This window comes from Rhodococcus sp. YH1, assembly GCF_009939605.1.
In the GTDB taxonomy this organism is placed as follows: domain Bacteria; phylum Actinomycetota; class Actinomycetes; order Mycobacteriales; family Mycobacteriaceae; genus Rhodococcus; species Rhodococcus aetherivorans.
On sequence record NZ_WVTE01000109.1, the window covers coordinates 26,438 to 50,568 of the forward strand.

A 24,131-nucleotide genomic window follows, 5' to 3' on the forward strand; every position below is an offset into this window, starting at 1 on the left:
GGAGGTTGTGATGAGCGTCGTCACCGAATCGCGTCTGTCGTATGTCGACAAGCAGGGGCGGCAGCATCGGTTCGAGCTGTCGCCGGAGTCGCCGCGCGTCACCATCGGCCGTGCTCCGAGCTCCGACGTGGCGTTCACCGGCGACAACGAGGTCTCCCGCCTGCACGCCGTCGTGGAGTGGATCGGCACCCACTGGACCATCCTCGACGACGGGCTCTCCCGCAACGGCACGTTCCTCAACGGGGAACGCATCACCGGACGCCGCCGCCTGCGGGAGGGCGACAGCATCCGGATCGGCTCGATCCGACTGACCTTCCAGGAGATCGGTGCCGGACCGGACGAGGCGACCCGCGTCGCGTCGGAGCTGCCGACGGTGCGTTCGCTCACGGAGACGCAACGCGGAATCCTGCTCGCGCTGTGCCGGCCCTACAAGCACGGCGCCGCGTTCGCCACCCCCGCCTCCAACCAGGACATCGCCACCGAGCTGTTCCTCAGCGTCGACGCCGTCAAGACGCATCTGCGGGCGCTGTTCGCGAAGTTCGGTGTCGAGGATCTGCCGCAGAACCAGAAGCGGGTCCGGCTCGCCGAGCTTGCCTTGCACAGCGGCGTCATCACCGAACGCGACCTCTGAACTGCGGCTCACCCCACCCGCTGCAGCAACCTGCCGAGGGCCCGCGCGACCTCCGCGGGGCGGTCGGCGATCACCGAGTGCCCGGCGCCGTCGACCCGCACCAGCTCGGCGCGCGGCAGCCGCGCTGCGAGACCGGCGGACAGCTCGAACGGGGTCCACTCGTCCGCCGACCCGCACAGCACGAGCGCGGGGACCGCGGCGAGCACCGCCAACGCGGCGGATTCGTCGAGCACGGCGAACGATCGCAGGAACGCCGCCATCGTCACCACCGGCGTGTCGTTCGCGAGCACCGCCAGCAGGGCCGCCCACCGGGAACCGGGGGCGCGTCGCTGCGCCGCCCGTCTCAGCGGCCGCACCGCCCGTCCGCCCAGGTGCAGCGCGTGCTGCACGGCGCCGGGTGCGTGCTGCACCGCGCGGTGGAACAACTCGACCGCGGGGCTCTCGAGGTACCGCCCGAGCCCCGACCGGCCGAGATCACCGGCGGCGGTGCCGATCAGGCAGATCCCGGCGACCCGGGTGCCGATCTCGTGCGGATGTTGACGGGCGTAGGACAGGATCGTCATGCCGCCCATCGAGTGGCCGACCAGCACCACCGGACCGGCGGAGACCGCGCGCAGCACCGCCGCGAGATCGCGCCCGAGCTGCTCGACGGTGTACGTCTCCGGCCCGGCGGTGCCGGACGCGCCGTGACCGCGGTGGTCGAAGAACACCATCCGCAGCGTCGCTCCGCGGCGCCGGAGCAGCGAATCCCGAAGAGGCGACCAGGTTTCCGTGCGGCCGCAGTGCCCATGGACGAACACGGCGGTGAGCGGTGCGCCGGCCGCGCCGATCTCGTGGACCGCGAGCGGCACGCCGTCGTCGGCGATCACCGTATGGCGGCGTACGAGACGCTCGGTGCGGAGGGTGGACATGCGGACAAGGATCCGCCGGATGCCGGTGCCGGGCGAGCAACCCCGGTGGTGGTGGATTTCACCTCAGGGGGCCACTTCCGCACCCTGGGTGGTGGACAATCGCGTCATGGATGCGCAGCGGTATGTCGGCGTGGTCGGGCCCGCGGAGGCCACGGCCGAACAACGCCGGATCGCCCGTCAGGTCGGCGGGCTGCTCGCGGCGCGACGCGCCGTCGTCGTGACCGGGGGACTGGGCGGGGTGATGGCCGCGGCATCGCGCGGAGCCGCGGAGGCCGGCGGCACCACCCTCGGCCTGCTGCCCGGCGACGACCGCGCGGAGGCCAACCCGTACCTCACCGTGTCGATCCCGACCGGTCTCGGCGAGATGCGCAACGCCCTGCTGGTACGCACCTGCGAGGCGCTCATCGCGGTCGGCGGCAGCTGGGGCACGCTCAGCGAGATCGCGCTCGCCGTCCGCACCGGCGTCCCGGTGATCTCGATCGGGGGGTGGCCGCTGCCCGCCGCCGGGGTGCTCGCCGTGACCTCCGCCGGGGACGCCGTCGACGCCATCCACGACCTGTTGTGGCGGCGCGATCCCACCGCGGGCTGGACCGGCTGAGGAGTTCTCGCACCCGAGGGTGATTCTCGACCACCCCTGCGGGTGCCGCGCCCACCGCTGGGGTCGGTATCGGCACCGGGGTCTGCGGACGACCGTGGAAGCAGCACAGTCCACCGGTCGTCAGGAGTACCCCCGTGTTGCACGAAAGCCCGGTCGCCCAAGAACATTTCGCTGCCCCGCAGCCCGCCGGCGCGTTCCCGCTCTCGGCGGCCCAGCGCGGGATCTGGTTCGCACAGCACCTGGCCGGCGCCACGCCCGTCAACATCGCCCAGTACGTCGACATCGCCGGGGACCTCGACCTCGACGCCCTCGAAGGTGCCGCCCGTGCCGTCGGACGCGAGTTCGGCACCGGCTTCCTGCGCATCGTCGAGGAGGACGGCCACCCGTTCCAGACCGTCGTGCACACCGGCGAGCGGCTGACGGTGGTCGATCTGCGGGGCGAGGCCGATCCCGTGGCCGCGGCCCGCGAATGGATGGAGCGCGACTACACCGCCCCGGTCGACATGTGCACCGACCGGCTCGCCGTCACCGCCGTGCTCCGCATCGCCGAGGACCGCTGGTTCTGGTACGCCCGGATCCACCACATCGCCCTCGACGGCGTCGGCGCGATGACCCTCGTCGCGCGCACCGCCGAGCTCTACACCGCCACCGTCACCGGAACCGCGGTGCACACGCCGCGCACCGCGGCGCTGCCCGACATCGTCGCCGCGGACGAGACCTACCGCCGCTCCCCGCGGTTCGAGGCCGACCGTGCGTACTGGACCGAGCACCTGGCCGGGCTGAGCGATCCCGTGTCGCTGGCCGGCCGGGCCGCCCCCGCCGACGCGCACCCGCTGCTGGTCGGCGCGGAGCTGCCCGCCGACACCGAGCAGGCCCTGCGCGACGCCGCGGCCCGGCGCGGGTCGAGCCTCGCACCGCTGGTGGTCGCCGCGTTCGGCACCTACCTCGCCCGGATGACCGGCCACGACGAGGTGATGCTCAGCCTGCCCGTCTCGGCCCGCACCACCGCCACGCTGCGCCGCTCCGGGGGCATGCTCGCCAACGTGGTGCCGCTGCGGTTGCGCACCGACGCCGCCACCGTCGCCGCCGTGATCGCCGCGGCGGAACTCGAGCTGACCGGGGCACTGCGCCGCCAGCGGTACCGGCAGGAGGACATCGCCCGCGACCTCGGTCTCACCGGCGATCACGCCGCCGGGTTCGGCCCCTCGGTCAACCTCATGCTGTTCGACCACCGGGTCCGGCTCGGCGCGCTCACCGGGCGGGTCCACGTGCTCACCTCCGGGCTCATCGAGGACCTGTTCGTCAACCTCTATCCGGGCGGCCACAGCACGCACCTCGACTTCCAGGCCAACCCCAACCTGTACGACCGGGACGAGCTCGCCGCGCACCACCGGCGGTTCCTCGCGTTCCTGCACCGTTTCGCCACCGCCGCACCCGACCGGCGTCTCGCCGACCTGGACCTGCTCGGCGACGACGAGCGCGCCGCCCTCGTCCCGGCCCGCGGCGCCGATCCGGTGCCGCCCCGCACCCTGGCCGACCTGCTCACCGCCGGGGCGGCCCTCGACCCCGGCGCCGTCGCGGTGATCGACGGTGCGCGCACCGTGACCTACTCCGACCTGGACGCCGCCACCGACCGGCTCGCCCGGCTGCTGCTCGCCCGCGGCGCCGGCCCGGAGACCACGGTGGCGCTGGCGCTGTCGCGGTCCGTCGAATCGGTGCAGGCCGTGTGGGCCGTCGCCAAGACGGGAGCCGCGTTCGTGCCCGTCGACCCCGGTCACCCCCGGGCCCGGCTCGAGCACGTCCTGCGCGACAGCGGCGCCCGCATCGGCCTGACCGTCGCCGCGCACCGGGACGGACTGCCCGACGACACCGACTGGATCGCCCTGGACGACCCCGCGACCGTCGCCGCGGTCACGGCGGCGGACGCCGGCCCGGTCACCGACGCGGAGCGGGGAATCCCGCTGCGGCCCGAGCACGCCGCCTACGTCGTCTACACCTCCGGTTCCACCGGCACCCCCAAGGGGGTCGTCGTCACCCATGCCGGCCTGGCGAACCTCGCCGACGACGCCCGCGCGCGTCTGGCCGTCGCCGCCGGCTCGCGCGCCACCCACCTGTACTCGCCGGCCTTCGACTCCTCGATCGAGGAGCTGCTGGTGACCTTCACCGCCGGCGCCACCCTGGTGGTGGTGCCGCCGCAGGCCTACGGCGGCACCGAGCTCGCCGAGGTTCTCCGCGCCGGACGAGTCACCCACCTCGACGCGACCCCGGCCGTGCTCGCCACCCTCGACCCCGACGACCACCCCGAGATCGGCACGGTCGTCGTCGGTGGCGACGCCTGCCCGCCCGACCTGGCCGATCGGTGGTCGGTGGGCCGGGCGTTCCTCAACGCGTACGGCCCCACCGAGGCCACCGTCACCGCCACCTTCGCGGCTCCGCACCACCGCGGCGACCGGGTCGGGGTCGGCACCCCGATCCGCGGCATGCGCGCCCTCGTCCTGGACCGCCGGCTGCAGCCCGTGCCCGCAGGGGTCACCGGCGAGCTGTACCTGGCCGGCGCCGGGATCGCCCGCGGCTATCTCGGCCGCCCCGACCTGACCGCCGCCCGCTTCGTGGCCGACCCGTACGCGCCCGGAGAACGCATGTACCGCACCGGTGACCTGGTGCGCTGGCGCGGTGCGTCCTTTGGGCTGCCAGGGGAGCCCGAAGGACACACCGGCGGCGCAGCCGCCGCGCTCGAGTTCGCCGGCCGCACCGATCACCAGGTCAAGATCCGGGGGTTCCGCGTCGAACTCGGCGAGGTCGACGCCGCGCTGCTCCGGCACCACACCGTTGCCCGGGCCGTCACCGTCGGCGCCACCACGCCCGCCGGCGCGACCGTCCTCGCCGCCTACGTCGTCGGGCACGCCGGCGCCGCCGTCGACGTCGACGCCCTGCGCGGCGAACTCGCCGACACCCTGCCCGCCTACCTCGTGCCCGCGGCGATCACCGTGCTGCCCGAACTGCCGCTCACCCCCGTCGGGAAGATCGACCGCGCCGCGTTGCCCGCCCCGGACTTCGGCACCCCCACCGCCGGCCGCGCCCCCGAGGGCGCCCGCGAGGAAGTGATCGCCGCCCTGTTCACCCAGGTGCTCGGCGTGGAACGAGTCGGCGCCGACGACAGTTTCTTCGCCCTCGGCGGCGACAGCATCGTCGCGATCACCCTCGTCTCCCGCGCCCGCGCCGCCGGACTGCGGTTCACCGCGCGCGACGTCTTCGAGCGCCGCACCGTCGCCGCTCTGGCCGCCGTCGCGGTCGCGGACACCGGAGCCGGCACAGTCCTTGCCGAACTCCCCGGCGGCGGCACCGGTCCGGTCGACACCACCCCGATCGTCGCCGAACTGCTGGCCGGCGGCGGGCCCGTCGACCGGTACGGGCAGGCAGTGCTGATCCGGCTGCCCGAGCATCCCGACCCGGCGCACCTGGCCGGGGCCGTGCAGGCGCTGCTCGATCGGCACGACGCGCTGCGGATGCGGCTGACCGCTGCCCGCACGCTCGAGGTGCTCCCCGTCGGCGCGGTCGCCGACGCGGTGCTGCGCCGCGCCGCCGTCGACGAGCCACGCGGCGCCGCCGCGGCCGCGCTGGAGGCCGCGGCGGACCGACTCGATCCGGCCGCCGGGATCGTCGCGCAGTTCGAGTGGCTGGCCTCGCCCGACGGCCGCGACGACCTGCTCGTGGCCGTCGTCCACCACCTCGCCGTGGATGCGGTGTCCTGGCGCATCCTGCTGCCCGACCTGGCCGCCGCCTACACCGACCTCGCCGGCGGTGCCGCGCCCGCCCTCGCCCCGGTCGGCACGTCGCTGCGCCGGTGGGCGCACGGCCTGACCGAGGCCGACCGCAGCGACGAACTGCCGTTGTGGGAGCGGATTCTCGCGACGCCCGACCCGGCACTGGGGGAGCGGCCGTTCGATCCGGCGCGCGACACCGTCGCCACCTCCGCCCGGCTGCGCGTGCACGTGCCCGCCGAGGTCACCGACGCCGTGCTGACCGCTGTGCCCCAGCGCTTCCACTGCGGCACCGCCGAGGCGTTGCTCGCCGCGCTCGGCCTGGCGGCCGAGCGGTGGCGCCGCAACCGCGGCCGCACCGCCCCCGCGACGCTCGTCGGCGTCGAGGGCCACGGCCGCGAGGAGGCGGCGGTCCCCGGAGCCGACCTGTCCCGCACCGTCGGATGGTTCACCACCGTGCACCCCCTCGACGTGGACCTCACCGGCATCGACGTCGACGACGCCTTCGGTGGCGGTGCCGCGGCGGGCGCGGCGATCCGGTCGGTCAAGGAACGGCTCGCCGCCGTTCCCGACCACGGCATCGGCTACGGCCTGCTCCGGTACGTCGCCGGCACCCTGCCCGCGCATCCGGCCCCGCAGATCGCGTTCAACTTCCTCGGCCGCATCGACACCACGGTCGAGGGACCGTGGCTGCCGCTCGGCACCGCCGCCACCCGTGAACCGCAGATGCCGCTGCCCGCGGTGCTCGACATCGACGCCGCCGTCGAGGCCGACGGCCTCGCCGCCACCTTCACCTACGCGACCGGCCTGCTCGACGAGGACGCCGTCGACGAGTTCGCGCAGCTGTGGGTGGCCGCGCTCGCCGCGCTCGCCTGGCACGTCGGCGACCCGGCCGCCGGCGGTCACAGCCCCTCCGACTTCCCGCTGGTCGCCGTCGACCAGGACCGGATCGACGCGTGGGAGCGCGACCGCGGAGGCCTGGCCGACGTGTGGCCGCTGTCCCCGCTGCAGGCCGGGCTGCTGTTCCACACCGGGTACGCCGCCACCGACGCCCCCGACGACTACACCGTGCAGACCGTGCTCGAACTCGCCGGCACCGTGGACCCCGCCCGGCTCCGCGCCGCGGCGCAGTCCGTGGTCGACCGGCACGACAGCCTGCGGGCCGCCTTCCGCGACACGGCCGCCGGCCCGCTCCAGGTCGTGCTCCGCACGGCCGACGTGACCTGGCGGGAAACCGATCTGCGCGGCCGTGCCGACACCGACGGCGAGCTGGCGCGCATCCTCGACGCGGACCGCGCCGACCGGTTCGACCTGGCCGCCGCGCCGCTGCTGCGCGTCCACCTGGTCCGCACCGCCGCCGACCGGTACCGGCTGCTGCTGACCAACCACCACCTCGTCCTCGACGGCTGGTCCACCCCGCTGCTCGTCGCCGAACTGCTCACCGCCTACGCGGCGGGCGCGGCGGTGCCCGGACCGGCGCCGTCGTTCCGGGACCACCTGGCCTGGCTCGCCGGCCGGGACCTCGTCGCCGCGCGGACCGCGTGGGCCCGCGCCCTGGACGGCATCGACGCCCCCACCCTCGTCGCCCCGCACGACGACCCCGCCGACACCGGCGGCGCCGCCCACACCGTCGCGCTGAGCGCCGAAACCGCCGCCGCCCTCGACGCTGCCACCCGCGCCCACGACGTCACCCTCGCCACCGTCGTGCAGGCGGCGTGGGCGCTCACCCTGGCCGAGCTCACCGGCCGCACCGACGTGGTGTTCGGCTCCACCGTCTCCGGCCGCCCGCCCGAGCTGCCCGGCGTGGACGCCGTGCTCGGCCTGTTCGTCAACACCGTGCCGGTGCGGGTGCGCCTGCAGCCCACCGACACCGGCGCCGACCTGCTGCGCCGCCTCCAGGCCGAACAGGCGGCGCTGCTCGAGCACCAGCACCTCGGGCTCGCCGAGATCCACCGGGCGGCCGGCGTCACCGAACTGTTCGACACCCTCGCCGTCGTCGAGTCCTACCCGCTCGACCGCGACGCCCTGTCCGCGACCGCCGACGGCGCCGGAATGCGGGTCCTCGGCGTCACCGGCGCCGAAGCCACCCCGTACCCCGTGAGCCTGATCGTCGAGCCGGGCGCCCGGCCGGAGCTGAGCGTGCGCTACCGCCCCGCCTCGGTCGGTGACGGCGTCGCGCGCCGCATCCTCGAGCGGTGCGCGGAGCTGCTCGGTGCGCTCGCCCGGACCCCGGACCGCCGCATCGCCGCGCTCGGCGCCCCCGGCGTCGACGCCCCGTTCGTGCCGGCCCGCGACCGGGCCGTCACCCTCGCCGACATCCTCGCCGGCACCGCCACCCGTCACCCGGATGCGGTCGCCGTCGTCGCCGGCACCGCCGAGCTCACCTACCGCGAACTCGACGACCGGGCCGCCGCCCTGGCGGGGCTGCTCGCCGCGCACGGCGCCGGACCCGGCACGCTGGTCGCGCTCGCGCTGACCCGCTCGCTCGAATCGGTCCTCGCCGTGTGGGCGGTCGCGAAGACCGGCGCCGCGTTCGTCCCCGTCGACCCGCGCCACCCCCTGGACCGGATCGAGCACATGCTCACCGATTCCGGCGCCCGCCTCGGCGTCACCGTCACCGCCCACCGGGACCGGCTGCCCGGCTCCGCGACGACGTGGCTGGTGCTCGACGATCCCGCGACCGCCCGCCGCACCCCGGCCGGCCCCGCGGTGCCGTCGCCGGCCCGGCTCGACGACCCGGCCTACCTGATCTACACCTCCGGCTCGACCGGGACGCCGAAGGCCGTCACGGTCACCCACCGGGGCCTCGGCAACCTGGTCGACGCACTGCTCGCCGTGCTGGAGCCGACCCCGTCGGCACGGGTCGCGCACGTGGCGTCGCCGAGCTTCGACGCGTCCGTGTTCGAACAGCTCGCCGCGTTCGCCGCCGGCGCCCGGCTCGTCGTCGTACCCCCGACGGTCGTCGGCGGCGACGAACTGACCGACCGGCTCGCCGACGCGGGCGTCACCCACCTCGTCCTCACCCCCGCGGTCCTGGCCACCCTCGACCCGGCCGCCGCGCACACCGTGCGGGTCGTCGGTGTCTGCGGTGAGGCCGTCCCCACCGACCTGGTGCGCCGGTGGGCGCCCGGCCGCACGATGTTCAACCTCTACGGCCCCACCGAGACCACCATCTGGGCCACCGTCGCCCCCCTCACCGCCGATGCGCCCGTCACCCTCGGCGCCGGTGTGCCCGGCACCGAAACCGAAGTCCTCGACGGCTGGCTGCGGCCGGTGCCGCTCGGCACGGCCGGAGAGCTGTACCTGGCCGGTCCCGGGCTGGCGCGCGGCTACCACGGCCGTCCGCAGCTGACCGCGAGCCGGTTCGTCGCGCATCCCGGACGGCCCGGGGAGCGCATGTACCGCACCGGTGACCTCGTGCGCTGGACCCGCGCCGCCGACGGCGGCCCGGTGCTGGAATACCTGGGCCGCACCGACTTCCAGGTCAAGGTGCGCGGCATTCGCGTCGAGCTCGGGGAGGTCGACGCGGCCCTCGCCGCCGTCGCCGACGTGGACTTCGCGGCCACGCTCGGCCGTCCCGGTCCCACCGGCTCGGCCGTCCTCGTCTCCTACGTGCGGCCCGTGCCGGGCCGCGGGCTGGACCCGGACCGGCTGCGGGACCGGCTCGGCGAACAGCTGCCCGCCCATCTCGTGCCCGCCGCGGTCGTCGTCCTCGACGAGGTTCCGCTCACCCCGGTCGGCAAGCTGGACCGGACGGCGCTGCCGGAGCCGGACTTCGGCCGCAGCCGGCGCCCGGCCCGCGCACCGCGTGGACCGGTCGAGACCGCCGCCGCCGCCGCCTTCGCCGACGTCCTCGGCCTGGACAGGCTCGGCGCCGACGACTCGTTCTTCGACCTGGGCGGCAACTCCCTCGACGCGACCCGGGTGATCGCCCGCATCAACGCCACCGCGGGCTCCGCCCTGGCGGTGCGCGACCTGTTCGAGGCGCCCACCCCCGCGGCGCTGGCCACCCGCGCCGCGGGCCGCACCGGTGCCGCCGTCGCACTCGGGCGACGGGAGCGGCCGGCCCGCCTGCCCCTCGGCCCGGCGCAGCAGCGCATGTGGGTGCTCAACCAGCTCGACCCCGCGTCCGGCGTCTACAACATCCCGGTGGCGCTGCGCCTGCGGGGCCGGCTCGACATCGCCCCGCTCGCTGCCGCCTTCGGCGACCTGACCGCCCGGCACGAGAGCCTGCGCACCGTGTTCCCCGCCGACGCGGAGGGCCCCCGCCAGGTGGTCCTCGACGCGGCGCCCACCGGTCCGGACGTCGTCGACGTCCCCGCGGACGCCGTGCATGCCGCCGTGGCGGGCTTCGCCGGGGCCGGCTTCGACCTGACCGTGGACCTGCCGGTGCGGGCCCGGGTGCTGCGCCTGGGCGCGGAGGAGCACGTGCTGGTGCTGGTGCTGCACCACATCGCCGCGGACGGGGTGTCGGTGGCGCCGCTGGCCCGGGACCTGATCGCCGCGTACGCCGCCCGCACCGCGGGTGCGGCCCCGGCGTGGGCGCCGCTGCCGGTGCAGTACGCCGACTACACGCTGTGGCAGCGCGAGGTGCTCGGCGAGCCCGACGACCCCGACTCGACCACCGCCCGGCAACTGGACTTCTGGACCCGCACCCTGGCCGGCCTGCCGGATCGGGTCGTCCTGCCCACCGACCGGCCCGGACCCGCGGTGCAGTCCGGCGCGAGCGCCGACGTCGCCTTCACCGTGGACGCCGGCGTCCACGCCGCGCTGCGCCGCCTCGCCCGCGCCGAGAACGCCACCGTGTTCATGACCCTGCACGCCGCGCTCGTCGCGCTGCTGTCCCGCCTCGGCGCCGGCGACGACATCGCGGTGGGCACCGCGGTGGCCGGCCGCGGCGCCGCCGAACTCGACGACCTGATCGGGATGTTCGTCAACACCGTGGTCCTGCGCACCGCGGTGCGGCCCGACGCCACGTTCGCCGACCTGGTGGCGCAGGTGCGCGAGGCCGACCTGGCCGCGTTCGCCCACGCCGACGTCGCCTTCGATCAGGTGGTCGAGGCGGTGCGCCCGGCCCGGTCCACCGCGCACCACCCGCTGTTCCAGGTCTCCCTCGCGCTGGCCGACTTCGCGGCACCCACCCTCGAGATCGACGGGCTCGAGATCGCCGTCGAGGACGTCGAGCGTGGCTCCTCGCAGTTCGACCTCGGGCTCGAGCTGCGCGAACACACCGGCGACGACGGCCGGCCCGCCGGGCTGGACGCCACCCTCACCTACGCCACCGACCTGTTCGACGAGGCCACCGCGCGCACGATCGCCGCGCGGTTCGTGCGGCTCCTCACCGCCGTCACCACCGACCCGGCCGTGCCCGTCGGGGACGTGGATCTGCTCGACGCCGCCGAGTCCGCCGCCCTGCACGCGACGGCGGGTCCCGCCGGTGTCGGGCCGTGGCTGCTGCCCACGCTGCTCGGGGCCGCCGCCGCGGCGCACCCCGAGCGCCCGGCCGTGCGTGCCGACGGCACCACCTGGACCTACCGGGAACTCGATGCCGCCGCCGGCCGGCTCGCCCGCCTGCTCGTCGCCGCCGGGGTGGGCCCGGACGTGCGCGTGGCCCTCGCGCTGCCCCGCTCGGCGGAGTCGGTGCTCGCCGTGTGGGCGGTCGCCAAGGCCGGCGGCGCCTTCGTGCCCGTCGACCCGGCGTATCCGGCCGAGCGCATCGCGCACATGCTCGGCGACTGCGGTGCCACGCTCGGGCTGACCACGACCGCGCACCGGTCCGCGCTGCCCGGCGCGCTCACCTGGCTCGAGCTCGACGACCCGGCGCTGCGGGCCGCATCCGCCGCCGAATCCGCCGCGCCGTTGACCGACGCGGACCGGACCCGGCCGCTGCATCCCGACCACGCCGCCTACCTGATCTACACCTCCGGCTCGACCGGCACCCCGAAGGCCGTCACGGCCACCCACCGCGGGTTGGCGAACATCGTTCGCGCCCAGGGTGATTCGCTCGCGGTCGGACCGGACGCGCGGGTCCTCGGCTTCGCCTCGCCGAGCTTCGACGCGGCGATCTTCGAACAACTGGCCGCGTTCGGCTCCGGGGGCTGCCTGGTGTCGGTTCCGGCCGGCGTCGTCGGCGGCGCCGAACTCGCCACGCTGCTCGATGCCGAGCAGGTGACGCACATGGTCCTCACGCCGTCGGTGCTCTCGACGCTGGAGCCGGCGGCATTGACGTCGGTCGAGGTGCTGGCGGTGGCCGGGGAGGCGGTCGGAGCCGAGTTGGTCGAGCGGTTCGCCGGGGGGCGGACGATGCTGAACCTGTACGGGCCGACGGAGGCGACGATCTGGGCGACGGCGGGACCGCTGGCGCCGGGACGGGCGGTGACGATCGGATCGGCCGTGCGCGGAGTGATGCCGCTGGTGCTCGACGGGCGGTTGCGGCCGGCCCCGGTGGGCGTGGTGGGGGAGTTGTACCTGGCCGGGGACGGGCTGGCGCGGGGCTATCACGGGCGGGCGGGGTTGACCGCGGGCCGGTTCGTGGCGCATCCGCAGGTCCCGGGGGCGCGGATGTATCGCACCGGCGACCTGGTGCGGTGGGTGCGGGCCGGGGGCCGGCTCGAACTCGAGTACCTCGGCCGGGGTGATCATCAGGTCAAGGTCCGCGGGATGCGGGTCGAGGTCGGGGAGATCGACGCGGCGCTCACGGGACTGCCCGAGGTCGACTACGCGGTCACCGTGGGGCGGCCCGGCCCGTCCGGCGCCCAGGTGCTCGTGTCGTACGTGCTCCCGGCTCCGGGGCAGGAACTCGACCCGGCCCGGGTGCAGCGCCGGACGGCCGAGCTGCTGCCCGGACACCTGGTGCCGGCGGCGGTCGTCGTGCTCGACGCGGTGCCGCTGACCCCGGTGGGCAAGCTGGACCGGGCGGCGCTGCCCGAGCCGGTGTTCGCGGCCGGCTCGGGGCGCGCTCCGCGCACACCGACGGAGGAGGCGGTGGTCGCCGCGTTCGCGCAGGTGCTCGGCCTCGCGCAGGTCGGGATCGACGATTCGTTCTTCGACCTGGGCGGCAACTCCCTCGACGGCACCCGGGTCTGCGATCGGCTCGGCGCCGCCCTCGGGACCACCGTGCCGGTGATCCAGCTGTTCTCGGCGCCCACCCCGGCGGCCCTGGCCGCCCGCATCGAGGCCGCGGACACCGCCGGGCAGCCGGACTCACCGTTCGCGGTGCGGCTGCCGCTGCGCACCGAGGGCGACGGCGCCCCGCTGTTCTGCGTGCATCCGGCGGCCGGACTGGCCTGGTGCTACGCCGGGCTCGCCGCGCAACTCGCCCCCGGACGGCCGGTGTACGGACTGCAGTCCCCGCATCTCGAAGGCCTCGAGGACGCCCCGGAAACGATCGCCGCGTACGCCGAGCGATACGTCGACGAGATCCGCGCGGTCCAACCCAGCGGCCCGTACCACCTGCTCGGCTGGTCCCTCGGCGGATTCATCGCCCACGCCGTCGCCGCGCGGCTGCGCGAGACCGGCGAGGAGGTGGCGCTGCTCGCGCTGCTCGACGCGGACCTGATCGCCCGCGACGTTGCCGCGCCGGAACCGCTGACGGTCGGCGAACTCGTCGCCACCCTCGGTTCGTCGCTGGGCCTGCCCGACGCCGATCCGGCGCTGACGGCGGCCGAGGCCGCCGCGCTGATCCGGACCCACATCGGGGCCCCCGTCGACGCCGGTCACCTCGACCGGATGACCGCCGCCTACAACGGCTCGGCATCGCTGCTCGCCGGGTACCGGCCGCCGCTCTACGACGGCGATCTCGTCTTCGTCACCGCGACGGCCGACAAGACGCACCATGCCGGGGGCTTCGCCGGCTGGGGGCCCTACGTCACCGGCGCGATGCACAACCACCTGCTCGACGTCGAGCACGACCGGATGACCGCACCCGACGCGGTGCCCGCCCTGGCCGCGGTGCTCGATCGGCACCTCGGCGACGACCGGTACCTCGCCGCGTCCTGATCCCGCAGTCCACCCCTTCCGAACGGAGCACCATGTCCCCCTCGACCCCAGCCGTCCTCGTCGACGCCGTCACCAAGAGCTTCGGGCCGGTCCCGGCCCTGTGCGGCGTGAGCTTCACCGCCGAGGCCGGCGAGGTCCTCGGCGTCCTCGGCCCCAACGGCGCCGGCAAGACCACCACCGTGAACATCCTGTCCACCCTGCTGCGGCCGGATTCCGGTCGCGCCGTCGTCGCCGGCCACGACGTCGTCGCCGACGCGGCCGGGGTGCGCCGCGCGGTGATGCTCACCGGCCAGTACGCCGCCCTCGACGACATGCTCACCGGCTTCGAGAACCTGGTCCTGTTCGCCCGGCTGCTCGGGCTGCGGCGCCGCGCGGCCCGCGCCCGGGCGCGGGAACTGCTCGCCGAATTCGACCTCGAGGATGCCGCCGACCGGCGGGTCGGCAAGTACTCCGGCGGCATGCGCCGCCGCATCGACATCGCCTGCGGGCTCGTCGTCCCGCCCCAGGTGGTGTTCCTCGACGAGCCGACCACCGGGCTCGATCCGCGCAGCCGCCAACGGGTCTGGGACCTGATCGCCGGATTCAAATCCCAGGGCGTCACCACGCTGCTCACCACGCAGTACCTCGAGGAGGCCGACCTGCTCGCCGACCGGATCGTCGTCATCGACCGGGGCACCGTCGTCGCCGAGGGCACCCCCGCCCAGCTGAAGCAGCGCGTCGGCGCCACCTTCTGCGAGGTCGTCCCGGTGCGGGTGGCCGACGTGCCGGCCGTGGCGCACGTGCTCGGCCGGTTCGCGCCGGCCGCGGCGATCGAGGTCGCCGCCGACCGTGTCACGATCCCCGCGCCGCACGGCGCCGGCACCTTGGCGCAGGTCGCCACCGCCGTCGCCGCCCACGGCGTCGCCGTCTCCGACATCGCGCTGCGGCGACCGTCGCTGGACGAGGTCTTCCTCGCCCTCACCGCCGCCCGGCCGCGATTCGAGGTGGTGGCATGACCACGACGACCGTCGCACCGGTTCCCTCGCCGCTCTACCAGTGGTGGGTGCTGTCCGTACGCACCCTGATCCCGGCGATCCGCGGCGGCGAACTCGTCACCGCGCTCGTCGCGCCGCTCGTGTTCACCGTCGGGTTCTACGTGCCGCTGCAACGCGTGATCGCCCTGTTCACCGGCGGAACCGTCGATTACGGGCAGTTCCTGATGCCGCTGATCGCGTTGCAAGCCGTGTCCTTCACCGCGATCTCCGCAGCCTTCCTGGCCGCGACCGACGCGGTGCACGGCATCGACCGCCGCTTCGCGACGATGCCGATCGCGGCGGCCGTGCCGCTCGCCGCGCGCCTGTCCGCGAGCGCCGTCAAGTGCGCGCTGTCGCTCTCGGCGGCGATCGGCTGCGGGCACGTGATCGGGTTCCGGTTCGCCGGAACCGCCGCAGCCGTCGGGTTCTGCGCACTCGCGCTGACCGTCGGGATGGTCCTCACGCTCGGCGCCGACGTGATCGGCACCCTGTTCCGCAGCCCGGAAGCCACGACCCAGGCACTGATGCTGCCGCAGCTCGTGCTCGGGATGCTCTCCTGCGGCTTCGTCCCGATCGACCAGTTTCCGGCCTGGATCCAGCCGTTCGTCCGCAACCAGCCCGTCTCACAGTTCGCGTCGAGCCTGCGCGGTCTCGCCGACGGCACCGCCACCGCCACCGCGCTGACGCCGACGCTGCTGTGGCTCGGCGGGATCCTTCTGGTCGTCGTCCCCCTGGCGGCCCGCACGAATCGGAGACAGCGATGAGCACCACCGTGACCGCACCCGAGAACTCGGTACCCGCTCTCGTCAGGCACACCTGGCTGCAGGCGGGGCGCCTGCTCACCCGGTGGCGCAGGGATCCGATGACGATGCTGCAGAGCCTCGCCTACCCGGTGCTGCTGCTGCTCATGCTCGAGGCGGTGCTCGGCCGGCAGGTCTCGGCGTTCGCCGGGCACGACGCCCTGTATGGGACGGTGCCGATGGTCGTCGTGATGAGCGCCCTGCTCGGCTCGCTGGCCGGCGCCGTCACGCTCGGCCGCGAATGCGCGGCCGGGCTGCCCGCGCGGCTGTGGGTGCTGCCCGTCCACCGGGCGTCGGCGCTGGCGTCGCGGTTCCTCGCCGAGGCGGTGCGCATCGCCGTGACCACCGTCGTCATCGTCGCCGCCGGCTTCGTCCTCGGCTTCCGCTTCCAGCGGGGCCCGCTCGCCGCGATCGGCTTCCTGGCGGTGCCGGTGCTGTTCGGGGTGGCGTTCGCCGCGCTGGTCACCGCGGCCGCGCTCATGGCCGCGAAAACCGTTGTCATCGAATCGATCTCGCTGCTGTGCACGCTGATGCTGTTCTTCAACCCGGGGTTCGTGCCGATCGGTGCGTACCCGGAGGTGCTTGCGCCGGTGATCCGCAACCAGCCCATGACGAGTGCCGTCGAGACGATGCAGGCGCTCGCCCTCGGTGGCGCCGTCCAGGGGCCGCTGTTGCGCACCGTGGCCTGGTCGGTCGCCCTGCTCGCGGTGTGCGCCGTGCCGGTGATCCGCGGTTACCGGCGGGCACTGTGACCGGATCCGACGGCGCGCCGGTGACAGTGACCCCGTCGGGGTGGCGAATCCGCCACCTGGGGTGGCTGTTACCCGCCGCGCCCGCGCGGGAGTATCGATGCAGCGAACACACCGAATCCCGAAGGGAGGCATCATGACCGCCGTTGCCGAACCAGGCACCACTGACTCCGAACTGCCCCGTCTGCGCGCCGACATCGACGGCCTCGACGCCGAGCTCCTCGCCGTGGTGCGGCGCCGCATCGCGCTCGAACGACGGATCGGGCAGCTTCGGGTCGGGACGGGCGCGCCCCGCGTCACCCACGCCCACGACATGAGCGTGATCCGCCGATACGCCGCGGAGCTCGGCGAGGACGGCACGGCCCTGGCCCTGGTCCTGCTGCGCCTGCGTTAGCGGTGCGGGGCAGTCCCGGGTCCACACCCACAATCCGCAGAGCCGCCCGCTCGCCGTCCGAGAGATCGCCCGCCGTCGCGCCGCGCGCAAGGTCTCGCCGCCCGGAAGGCGACGTCCCGCACCGTGATCATCGCCGGCTCGTCGAAGCGTCGGCGCCTGCCGGATTCGAGGAGCCGGTGCACCCGCTCGGACCGAAGCAGGTTCGCATGCTCCTCCTCGAAACGCCCGGCTCCGTTGCCGGCGCACCGCCGAGCTGCTCGTACGGCCTTGCGGGCGAGCAGCTGACAGACCCGGTCCGGCATGGGCTCCGCGCCGCGGAGCCGGCGCCCGGCGGTCGCGACGTCGAGTGGCCTCGCGACGGCGTGGGCGCGCATCGCCTCCGCCACATCAGCGACCCGAAGCCCCAAGGTGGCTGATACCGCGACCGGGCACAACGCGCGATCGGCACGGGCTTTCGCTTTCCGGGCAGACCGACGATCTCCCGTGGTACTCATCGGTTACCTCCTGTCCCTGCCGGAGAGCGAGGCCGACACTGCCACGACGTCCTCCGTCAGCTCCTCTACCAACGCTGTAGCGCCCCTGTCGCGCAGTACCTCGGCGGTAGCCCCAACCGGTGACAAGCACCGCTCGGTCCGGGCCACGCCACGCCGAAGGGGGGACCCCTCCCGCCACACGACCCTGGGCTAACCCCAGGTCGGATGACCCAGACGTACCGGGGGATCGCATATCGAGCTCCGGTGGTCACGGTCTACGAGTTCGATGGGTCGGCCCGGATCCACCGGCTCCGCTCGTACTACGACAAGCTGGCCATCGAAGAGCAGATCGCCGCGAGTCTTCCCGGGATCAAGGGATGGCTGTTGCGTAAGGTGACGCGCGTCCTCCTCGCGCAAGGGCGCAAAGGCTTCGAGACCCCCACGGGGCCACCGCCGACCGGTGTGGGCTGAACCGCCGGCTCGTCCCGGTCGCCGGGTCCCTCGGCCGGCGTCGCCGGCCGAGGGCCGTCCACCCCCAGGAGGAGAATTCCTAATCGCGGGCCAGCGCCGCAACGGGAAGATCCGCGAACACCTCCGCCGGCGACACCGTTCCCGACAGCCGCCGCCCGGTGAGCCGATCGACCCAGAGTCCCGGCGGCAGGTCGAGCGTCGTGTCGCCCCACCCGGTTTCCTTCAGCGTGACAGTGTGCCGCGACGCGAGCGCCACCACGTCGACCTCCTCGGCCGCCGGGCCCCGCCCGAACCCGATCAGGTGACCGGCGGCCGGCCCCGACGCGGACAGCGGAACGTAGGCCCCGCCGACGAAGCTCGCCGGCCGCTCGCGGCGCAGGCGCAGCGCCGTCCGCACCACGGCGAGCTTCGCGGTGCCGGCGTCGTCCACGGCCGGCGGTGCGTCCTGTGCGAGCAGCCGGCGTCTGGTGGCGAAGTCCACGGGCCGCCGGTTGTCCGGGTCGACGAGCGAGTCCTCCCACAGTTCGGTGCCCTGGTACACGTCGGGGATGCCGGGTCCGAGCAGCTGCAGCAGCTTCTGCCCGAGCGAATCCGCGGAGAAATGAGGGGTCAGGGACGAGACGAACTCGGTCAGTGACGCGCCGACCGGCCCGTCGCACACTGCGTCGAGCCAGGCCGCCACCGCGCCCTCGAACTCCTCGTCGACCTCGGTCCAGGTGGTGCGCAAGCCGTTCTCCCGCAACGCCTTATGGGCGTACTCGCGCAGCCGCGACCGCAGTTCCCCGGTCACCACGCCGTCGCGCGGCCACGCGCCGAACAGGTTCTGCCACAGGAACAGCCCGGTGGCGGCGTCCGGCGGCGGGGCGACGGATTCCCATTCGGACAGGCACGCCGCCCACAGCTGCGGCACCTGGGAGAGCACCCCGATGCGGGCGCGGACGTCCTCGCCCCGCTTGGTGTCGTGCGTCGACAGCGACGTCATCGCCCGCGGCCACCGCCGCGCCCGCTCCGCCCACGCCAGGTGGAACTCGGCGACGGGCAACCCGAACCGTCCCGGGTGGCCACCGACTTCCTGCAGCGACACCAGCCGCGCCGCCCGGTAGAACAGGCAGTCCTCGACGGCCTTCGCCGTCGCGGCGCCGCACACCTGGCCGAACCGGGCCGCCGCCTCTCCGCCGCGGGCCAGGGCCCGGGCCAGCACCTCGAGGGCGGGTTCGAGCGCGGCGTCGGCGCGGGCGCGGTCACCCAGGATGCGGGGCAGCATCCCGCCCAGCGACGCATAGTCCGACCGGTACACGGGCAGTTCCGCCGCCACCGCGATCACGGCGTCGCGCAGCCGCTCGTCCGGGCAGGTCGCATCGGCGGCATCTCGCCGCACGGCCCGCACCAGCCGGCGCACCTCCGGCGCCAGCCCCGTCTGCAGCACCGCGCGCTTGATCTGCTTCTCCTGCGCGTGCAGCCACTCCGCGTCGCCGGGGGTGCCGGTGCGGTCGAGTGACAGCGCGTTCAGGTCCTTCTCGCCCCGCGGATCGAGGAACACCGCACCGACCTCGCCGAGCGCGTCGTAGCCCGTGGTGCCGTCGACGGGCAGGGTCGGGTCGAGCGGTTCGCGGTCGCCGAGAATCTTCTCGATCACCAGCCACCGGTCCGGGCCGACGAGCCCGCGCAGCCGCCGCAGGTAGCCGGTCGGGTCGGCCAGGCCGTCGGGATGGTCCACGCGGACGCCGTCGGTGAGGTCGTCGTCCATCCACGACGCCACCTGGGCATGCACCGCGTCGAACACCGCGGGATCCTCCACCCGCACCGCGGCGAGGTCGTCGACGGTGAAGAACCGGCGGTACCCGATCAGGCCGCTGTCCCACGGCACCAGCCGATACGCCTGCTGCGCATGTACTTCCGCTCCGGTCCCGGTGTCGGTGCCCGGGGCGACGGGGAAGCGCCGCTCGTAGTAGGCCAGCGTCGGCTCGTCGCCGGTGCGGTCGACGGTCAGCTCCTCGACGTCGGCCGCCGAACCCAGCACGGGCAGGGCGATCCGGCCGTCGGTGCCGTTGTCCGCGGCCCAGTCGACGTCGAAGTAGGTCGCGTACCGCGAGTCGCGGCCGTGCCGCAGCACGTCCCACCACCACGGGTTCTCGCGGGGATCGCCGACGCCGACGTGGTTGGGCACGATGTCGATCAGCAGACCCATCCCGCGGGAGCGGACCTCGCGGGCGAGGGCCTCGAGGCCCGCGCGGCCGCCGAGCGCCGCCGACACCGTGGTCGGGTCCACCACGTCGTAGCCGTGGGTCGATCCGGCCGCGGCGCTGAGCACGGGGGACAGGTACACGTGTGAGACCCCGAGCGCCTCGAGGTAGTCCACGAGCGCGATCGCGTCCGCGAAGGTCGTCCCGTCGCCGGTGAGCTGCAGCCGATACGTCGACGACACCGGGCGCGGGCTCATGCGGTCCTCCGCAACACCAGCAGCGAACGGGCCTGCACCCGCACCGACCCCCCGGCGGTCACGACCTGTTCGCGCAGTCCGTCCGGCACGTCCGTGTCCAGCGCCACCGACCATTCCTGTGCGTGCGGCCCGTCTGGGGTGACGAAGTCGATCGGCTCGTCGTGGGCGTTGAAGCACAGCAGGAACGAATCGTCGACGACGCGTTCGCCGCGCTGGTTCGGCTCGTGGATGCCCTCGCCGTTGAGGAACACCGACAGCGACTTGCCGAACCCGCTGTCCCAGTCCTCCGGGGTCATCTCCTCGCCCGCCGGGGTGCGCCAGGCGATGTCGCGGGACTGCTCGCCGCTGCGGATCGGCCGGCCCTCGAAGAACCGCCGCCGCCGGAACACCGGGTGCGACCGGCGCAGGGCGATCACGTTGCGGGTGAAGTCCAGCAGGTCCGCGTTCGTCTCCGCGAGCGACCAGTCCATCCAGGACAGCTCGTTGTCCTGGCAGTAGACGTTGTTGTTGCCCTGCTGCGTGCGCCCGAACTCGTCGCCGTGCGCGATCATCGGGGTGCCCTGGGAGAGCATCAGCGTCGCCAGGATGTTGCGGCTCTGCCGCTGCCGCAGGGCCAGCACCTCCGGGTCGTCGGTGGGGCCCTCGGCGCCGCAGTTCCACGACCGGTTGTGCGACTCGCCGTCCATGTTGTTCTCGCCGTTGGCGTCGTTGTGCTTCTCGTTGTAGGAGACGAGGTCGGCGAGGGTGAAGCCGTCGTGCGCGGTGACGAAGTTGATCGAGGCGCTCGGGCGGCGGCCGGTGGCCTCGTACAGGTCCGACGAGCCGGTGAGCCGGGAGGCGAACTCGCCGAGAGTGGCCGGTTCACCGCGCCAGTAGTCGCGGACCGTGTCGCGGTACTTGCCGTTCCACTCGGTCCACAGGCCGGGGAAGTTCCCCACCTGGTAGCCGCCCTCGCCGACGTCCCACGGTTCGGCGATCAGCTTGACCTGCGAGACGATCGGATCCTGCTGCACCAGGTCGAAGAACGCGGACAGCCGGTCCACGTCGTGCAGTTCGCGGGCCAGGGTGGAGGCCAGGTCGAAGCGGAAGCCGTCGACGTGCATCTCGGTCACCCAGTAGCGCAGCGAATCCATGATCAGCTGCAGGGTGTGCGGGTGGCGGGCGTTGAGGCTGTTGCCGGTGCCGGTGTAGTCCATGTAGTAGGACTTGTCGTCGTCGACCAGCCGGTAGTAGGCGGCGTTGTCGATGCCGCGGAACGAGATGGTCGGTCCCAGGTGGTTGCCCTCCGCGGTGTGGTTGTAGACCACGTCGAGGATCACCTCGATGCCTGCCTCGTGGTAGGCGCGCACCATCGCCTTGAACTCGGCGACGACGCCGCTCGGGTTGCTCGCCGACGAGTAGTCCAGGTGCGGGGCCAGGAAGCCGAAGGTGTTGTAGCCCCAGTAGTTCCGCAGCCCACGGTCCAGCAGGACCTGATCGTGCATGAACTGGTGCACGGGCATCAGTTCGATCGCGGTGACCCCGAGGCTCTGCAGATGGTCGATGATCACCGGGTGCGCCAGTCCGGCGTAGGTGCCGCGCAGCTGCTCCGGCACGCCGGGATGGGTCGCGGTCATGCCCTTCACGTGGGCTTCGTAGATGACGGTCTCGTAGTAGGGCCGGCGCGGGTGCCGGTCGGAGGCCCAGTCGAAGAACGGGTTGATCACCACGGTCGTCATCGTGTGCCCGAGCGAATCGAGCTGCGGGAAATCGGGATTCGCCGGTGCGGCGGGCTCGGGGGCGGACTCGGCCGCCGTGTCGTCCCCGGCCCCGTCGTCCCCGGTCCCGTCGCCCCCGGTCCCGTCGCCCTCGGTCTCGCCGGACCCGGTCCCGTCCGAGTCGTCCGCCTCGTCGGCGGTCGTGTCCCCGGCGGCCTCGGCGCCGGCGTCCTCCGCGGCCCGGGCCGCCGGCTCCGGCGCCGACTGTGCCTCCTCGGCTCCTGCCGAATGCTCCGGTTCGGACGGTGCGTCCTCGGCCCCGACCATCGCGTACGAGAACAGGGACGCATCGCCGTCGAACGCGCCGTCGTAGGCCTTGCCGTAGGGGTCGAGCAGCAGCTTGCTCGGATCGCAGCGCAGACCCTGCGCCGGGTCGTAGGGGCCGTGCACCCGGTAGCCGTATCGCTGGCCGGGGGTCACCGTGGGCAGGTAGACGTGCCAGACGTTGCCGTCGACCTCCTCGATCGGCACGCGGGTCTCGGTGCCGTCCTTGGCGATCAGGCACAGTTCGACCTTCTCGGCGACCTCGGAGAAGAGGGCGAAGTTCGTGCCCGCCCCGTCGTAGGTCGCGCCGAGCGGATATGCGCTCCCCGGCCACACCGGGATGTCGGCCGGGAGGGCCTCCGTGGACGTGCTCGGCTCGGTGGGTTCCATGACCGCAACCCTAACCGGATCGACGGTCGCGTACGGGGCGAGCGATCCTCCCCGGCACGGGCGACGATCGGCCCCGGGGCGGGGACGCCTACAGTCGATCCTCGTGACCGTTCGTCGTCTGAGTCCCGACCGGGTCGCCGCGCTCGACGCGGCGCACCTGTGGCACCCCTACGGAGCCGTCCCTGCATCGACCGCGCCGCTCGTGGTCGACGAGGCGCACGGGACCCGGCTGCGGCTGGCCGACGGCCGGGAACTCGTCGACGGCATGAGCTCGTGGTGGGCCGCCGTGCACGGATACCGCCACCCGGTCCTCGACGCGGCGGTCACGCAGCAGCTGGGCCGGATGAGCCACGTCATGTTCGGGGGCCTCACCCACGAGCCGGCCGCGCGGCTCGCGGAGCTGCTCGTGGAGATCACCCCCGACGGTCTGGACAAGGTCTTCCTCGCCGATTCCGGGTCGGTGTCGGTGGAGGTCGCGGTCAAACTCGCATTGCAGTATCAGCGCGCGGCCGGCAGGCCGGGACGTCACCGGCTCATGACGTGGCGCGGCGGCTACCACGGCGACACGTTCGCGCCGATGAGCGTGTGCGACCCCGAGGGCGGCATGCACTCGATGTGGACCGGCGTGCTGCAGCGGCAGGTGTTCGCCCCGGCGCCGCCCCGCGAGTTCGATCCGGCGTACGTCGCCGAGTTCGAAGCGCTGCTCGAAGCCCATACGGACGAGCTGGCCGCCGTGATCGTCGAGCCGGTGGTCCAGGGGGCGGGCGGGATGCGCTTCCACGACCCCCGCTATCTGAACGAGCTGCGCCGGATGTGCGACGCACACGGGCTGCTGCTGATCTTCGACGAGATCGCCACCGGGTTCGGCCGTACCGGGGAGCTGTTCGCCGCCGACCACGCGGCCGTCGCGCCGGACGTCATGTGCGTCGGCAAGGCGTTGACCGGTGGCTATCTGACCCTGGCCGCGGTGCTGTGCACATCGGCCGTCGCCGAAGTGGTCAGTGCGGGCGAGGGCGGCGGCATCATGCACGGCCCGACGTTCATGGGCAATCCGCTCGCGTGCGCGGTTGCCGTCGCTGCCGTGGAGTTGCTGCTGTCACGGGATTGGCGCGGCGAAGTGGCCGCGCTGACCGCCGGCCTCGAGGCGGGCCTGGCGCCGGCGCGGGAGCTGCCGGGCGTGGTGGACGCGCGGGTGCTCGGCGGCATCGGCGTGCTCGAACTGGACCGGCCGGTGGACATGGGCGCCGCGACGGCGGCCGCCGTCGCGGCCGGTGTGTGGCTGCGCCCGTTCCGCAACCTGATCTACGCGATGCCGCCCTACGTCTGCAGCGCCGACGACGTGCAGAGGATCGCCGCGGGGATGTGCGCGGCGGCCCGGGCCTGATCCGGCCCGGCACGCCGGGTCACGAGCGGGGAACTCGCGGGGCGGCGGTCACCGCCGGCAGCCACCGCACGGGGAGGAATCGGCCGCCCGGAGCGTC

Annotated in this window: 12 protein-coding genes; 9 read left to right on the plus strand and 3 right to left on the minus strand. The window is 74.1% G+C overall.

The features are described from left to right. Window positions 1-10: 10 nt before the first annotated feature. A complete protein-coding gene (locus AIIKEEIJ_RS10335) occupies window positions 11-631 on the plus strand; it encodes an FHA domain-containing protein (protein ID WP_006943787.1) in 621 nt (206 codons plus the stop codon). A gap of 8 nt (window positions 632-639) precedes the next feature. Here the strand turns inward: AIIKEEIJ_RS10335 and AIIKEEIJ_RS10340 are convergent, their stop codons facing one another. Continuing rightward, on the minus strand, window positions 640-1,542 hold the full coding sequence (locus AIIKEEIJ_RS10340; RefSeq protein WP_029544132.1) for an alpha/beta fold hydrolase: 903 nt from the start codon (window positions 1,540-1,542) through the stop codon (window positions 640-642). Between the two features lie 106 nt (window positions 1,543-1,648). On the opposite strand from AIIKEEIJ_RS10340, the gene AIIKEEIJ_RS10345 reads away from it, so the two are divergent. From AIIKEEIJ_RS10345 to AIIKEEIJ_RS10375, 7 genes are all read left to right on the plus strand, one after another. Then, window positions 1,649-2,140, plus strand: coding sequence for a TIGR00725 family protein (locus AIIKEEIJ_RS10345; protein ID WP_029544130.1), 492 nt, complete (start codon window positions 1,649-1,651; stop codon window positions 2,138-2,140). Between the two features lie 134 nt (window positions 2,141-2,274). Continuing rightward, entirely contained in the window at window positions 2,275-13,899 is an 11,625-nt protein-coding gene (locus AIIKEEIJ_RS10350) for an amino acid adenylation domain-containing protein (RefSeq protein WP_338020935.1), read from the plus strand. A 32-nt stretch (window positions 13,900-13,931) separates the two neighbouring features. Next, the gene (locus AIIKEEIJ_RS10355; protein ID WP_006935398.1) at window positions 13,932-14,894 is read left to right on the plus strand and encodes a daunorubicin resistance protein DrrA family ABC transporter ATP-binding protein; all 963 of its coding nucleotides are present in this window, start codon (window positions 13,932-13,934) and stop codon (window positions 14,892-14,894) included. Continuing rightward, the gene (locus AIIKEEIJ_RS10360) at window positions 14,891-15,676 is read left to right on the plus strand and encodes an ABC transporter permease (protein WP_006935399.1); all 786 of its coding nucleotides are present in this window, start codon (window positions 14,891-14,893) and stop codon (window positions 15,674-15,676) included. The genes AIIKEEIJ_RS10355 and AIIKEEIJ_RS10360 overlap by 4 nt, the downstream gene beginning before the upstream one ends. Then, window positions 15,673-16,464 carry an ABC transporter permease gene (locus AIIKEEIJ_RS10365; RefSeq protein ID WP_029544126.1) on the plus strand — a complete coding sequence of 264 codons (792 nt, stop codon included), beginning with the start codon at window positions 15,673-15,675 and terminating at the stop codon, window positions 16,462-16,464. Before AIIKEEIJ_RS10360 ends, AIIKEEIJ_RS10365 begins: the two co-directional genes overlap by 4 nt. Before the next feature lie 133 nt (window positions 16,465-16,597). Continuing rightward, entirely contained in the window at window positions 16,598-16,855 is a 258-nt protein-coding gene (locus tag AIIKEEIJ_RS10370; protein WP_006935401.1) for a chorismate mutase, read from the plus strand. Window positions 16,856-17,553: 698 nt separating this feature from the next. After that, complete coding sequence (locus AIIKEEIJ_RS10375) at window positions 17,554-17,799, plus strand: hypothetical protein (protein WP_161995593.1); 246 nt, start codon at window positions 17,554-17,556, stop codon at window positions 17,797-17,799. A 79-nt stretch (window positions 17,800-17,878) separates the two neighbouring features. On the opposite strand, the gene treY is transcribed toward AIIKEEIJ_RS10375, so the two are convergent. Next, on the minus strand, window positions 17,879-20,239 hold the full coding sequence (treY, locus tag AIIKEEIJ_RS10380; protein ID WP_161995594.1) for a malto-oligosyltrehalose synthase: 2,361 nt from the start codon (window positions 20,237-20,239) through the stop codon (window positions 17,879-17,881). Then, a complete protein-coding gene (glgX, locus tag AIIKEEIJ_RS10385) occupies window positions 20,236-22,650 on the minus strand; it encodes a glycogen debranching protein GlgX (protein ID WP_161995595.1) in 2,415 nt (804 codons plus the stop codon). The genes treY and glgX overlap by 4 nt, the downstream gene beginning before the upstream one ends. A gap of 103 nt (window positions 22,651-22,753) precedes the next feature. On the opposite strand from glgX, the gene AIIKEEIJ_RS10390 reads away from it, so the two are divergent. Further along, window positions 22,754-24,034 (plus strand): adenosylmethionine--8-amino-7-oxononanoate transaminase, encoded by a 1,281-nt coding sequence (locus AIIKEEIJ_RS10390; RefSeq protein WP_029544114.1) that lies wholly within the window; start codon window positions 22,754-22,756, stop codon window positions 24,032-24,034. The last annotated feature ends 97 nt before the right edge of the window (window positions 24,035-24,131 follow it).

Excerpts from the sequence above, each read along its gene's own strand:
- AIIKEEIJ_RS10365 (WP_029544126.1), top strand. The coding sequence starts at position 15,673 with ATGAGCACCACCGTGACCGCACCCGAGAACTCGGTACCCGCTCTCGTC.
- AIIKEEIJ_RS10360 (WP_006935399.1), top strand. The coding sequence starts at position 14,891 with ATGACCACGACGACCGTCGCACCGGTTCCCTCGCCGCTCTACCAGTGG.
- AIIKEEIJ_RS10335 (WP_006943787.1), top strand. The coding sequence starts at position 11 with ATGAGCGTCGTCACCGAATCGCGTCTGTCGTATGTCGACAAGCAGGGG.
- AIIKEEIJ_RS10375 (WP_161995593.1), top strand. The coding sequence starts at position 17,554 with ATGACCCAGACGTACCGGGGGATCGCATATCGAGCTCCGGTGGTCACG.
- AIIKEEIJ_RS10345 (WP_029544130.1), top strand. The coding sequence starts at position 1,649 with ATGGATGCGCAGCGGTATGTCGGCGTGGTCGGGCCCGCGGAGGCCACG.
- AIIKEEIJ_RS10370 (WP_006935401.1), top strand. The coding sequence starts at position 16,598 with ATGACCGCCGTTGCCGAACCAGGCACCACTGACTCCGAACTGCCCCGT.
- glgX (WP_161995595.1), bottom strand. The coding sequence starts at position 22,650 with ATGGAACCCACCGAGCCGAGCACGTCCACGGAGGCCCTCCCGGCCGAC.
- AIIKEEIJ_RS10355 (WP_006935398.1), top strand. The coding sequence starts at position 13,932 with ATGTCCCCCTCGACCCCAGCCGTCCTCGTCGACGCCGTCACCAAGAGC.
- treY (WP_161995594.1), bottom strand. The coding sequence starts at position 20,239 with ATGAGCCCGCGCCCGGTGTCGTCGACGTATCGGCTGCAGCTCACCGGC.
- AIIKEEIJ_RS10340 (WP_029544132.1), bottom strand. The coding sequence starts at position 1,542 with ATGTCCACCCTCCGCACCGAGCGTCTCGTACGCCGCCATACGGTGATC.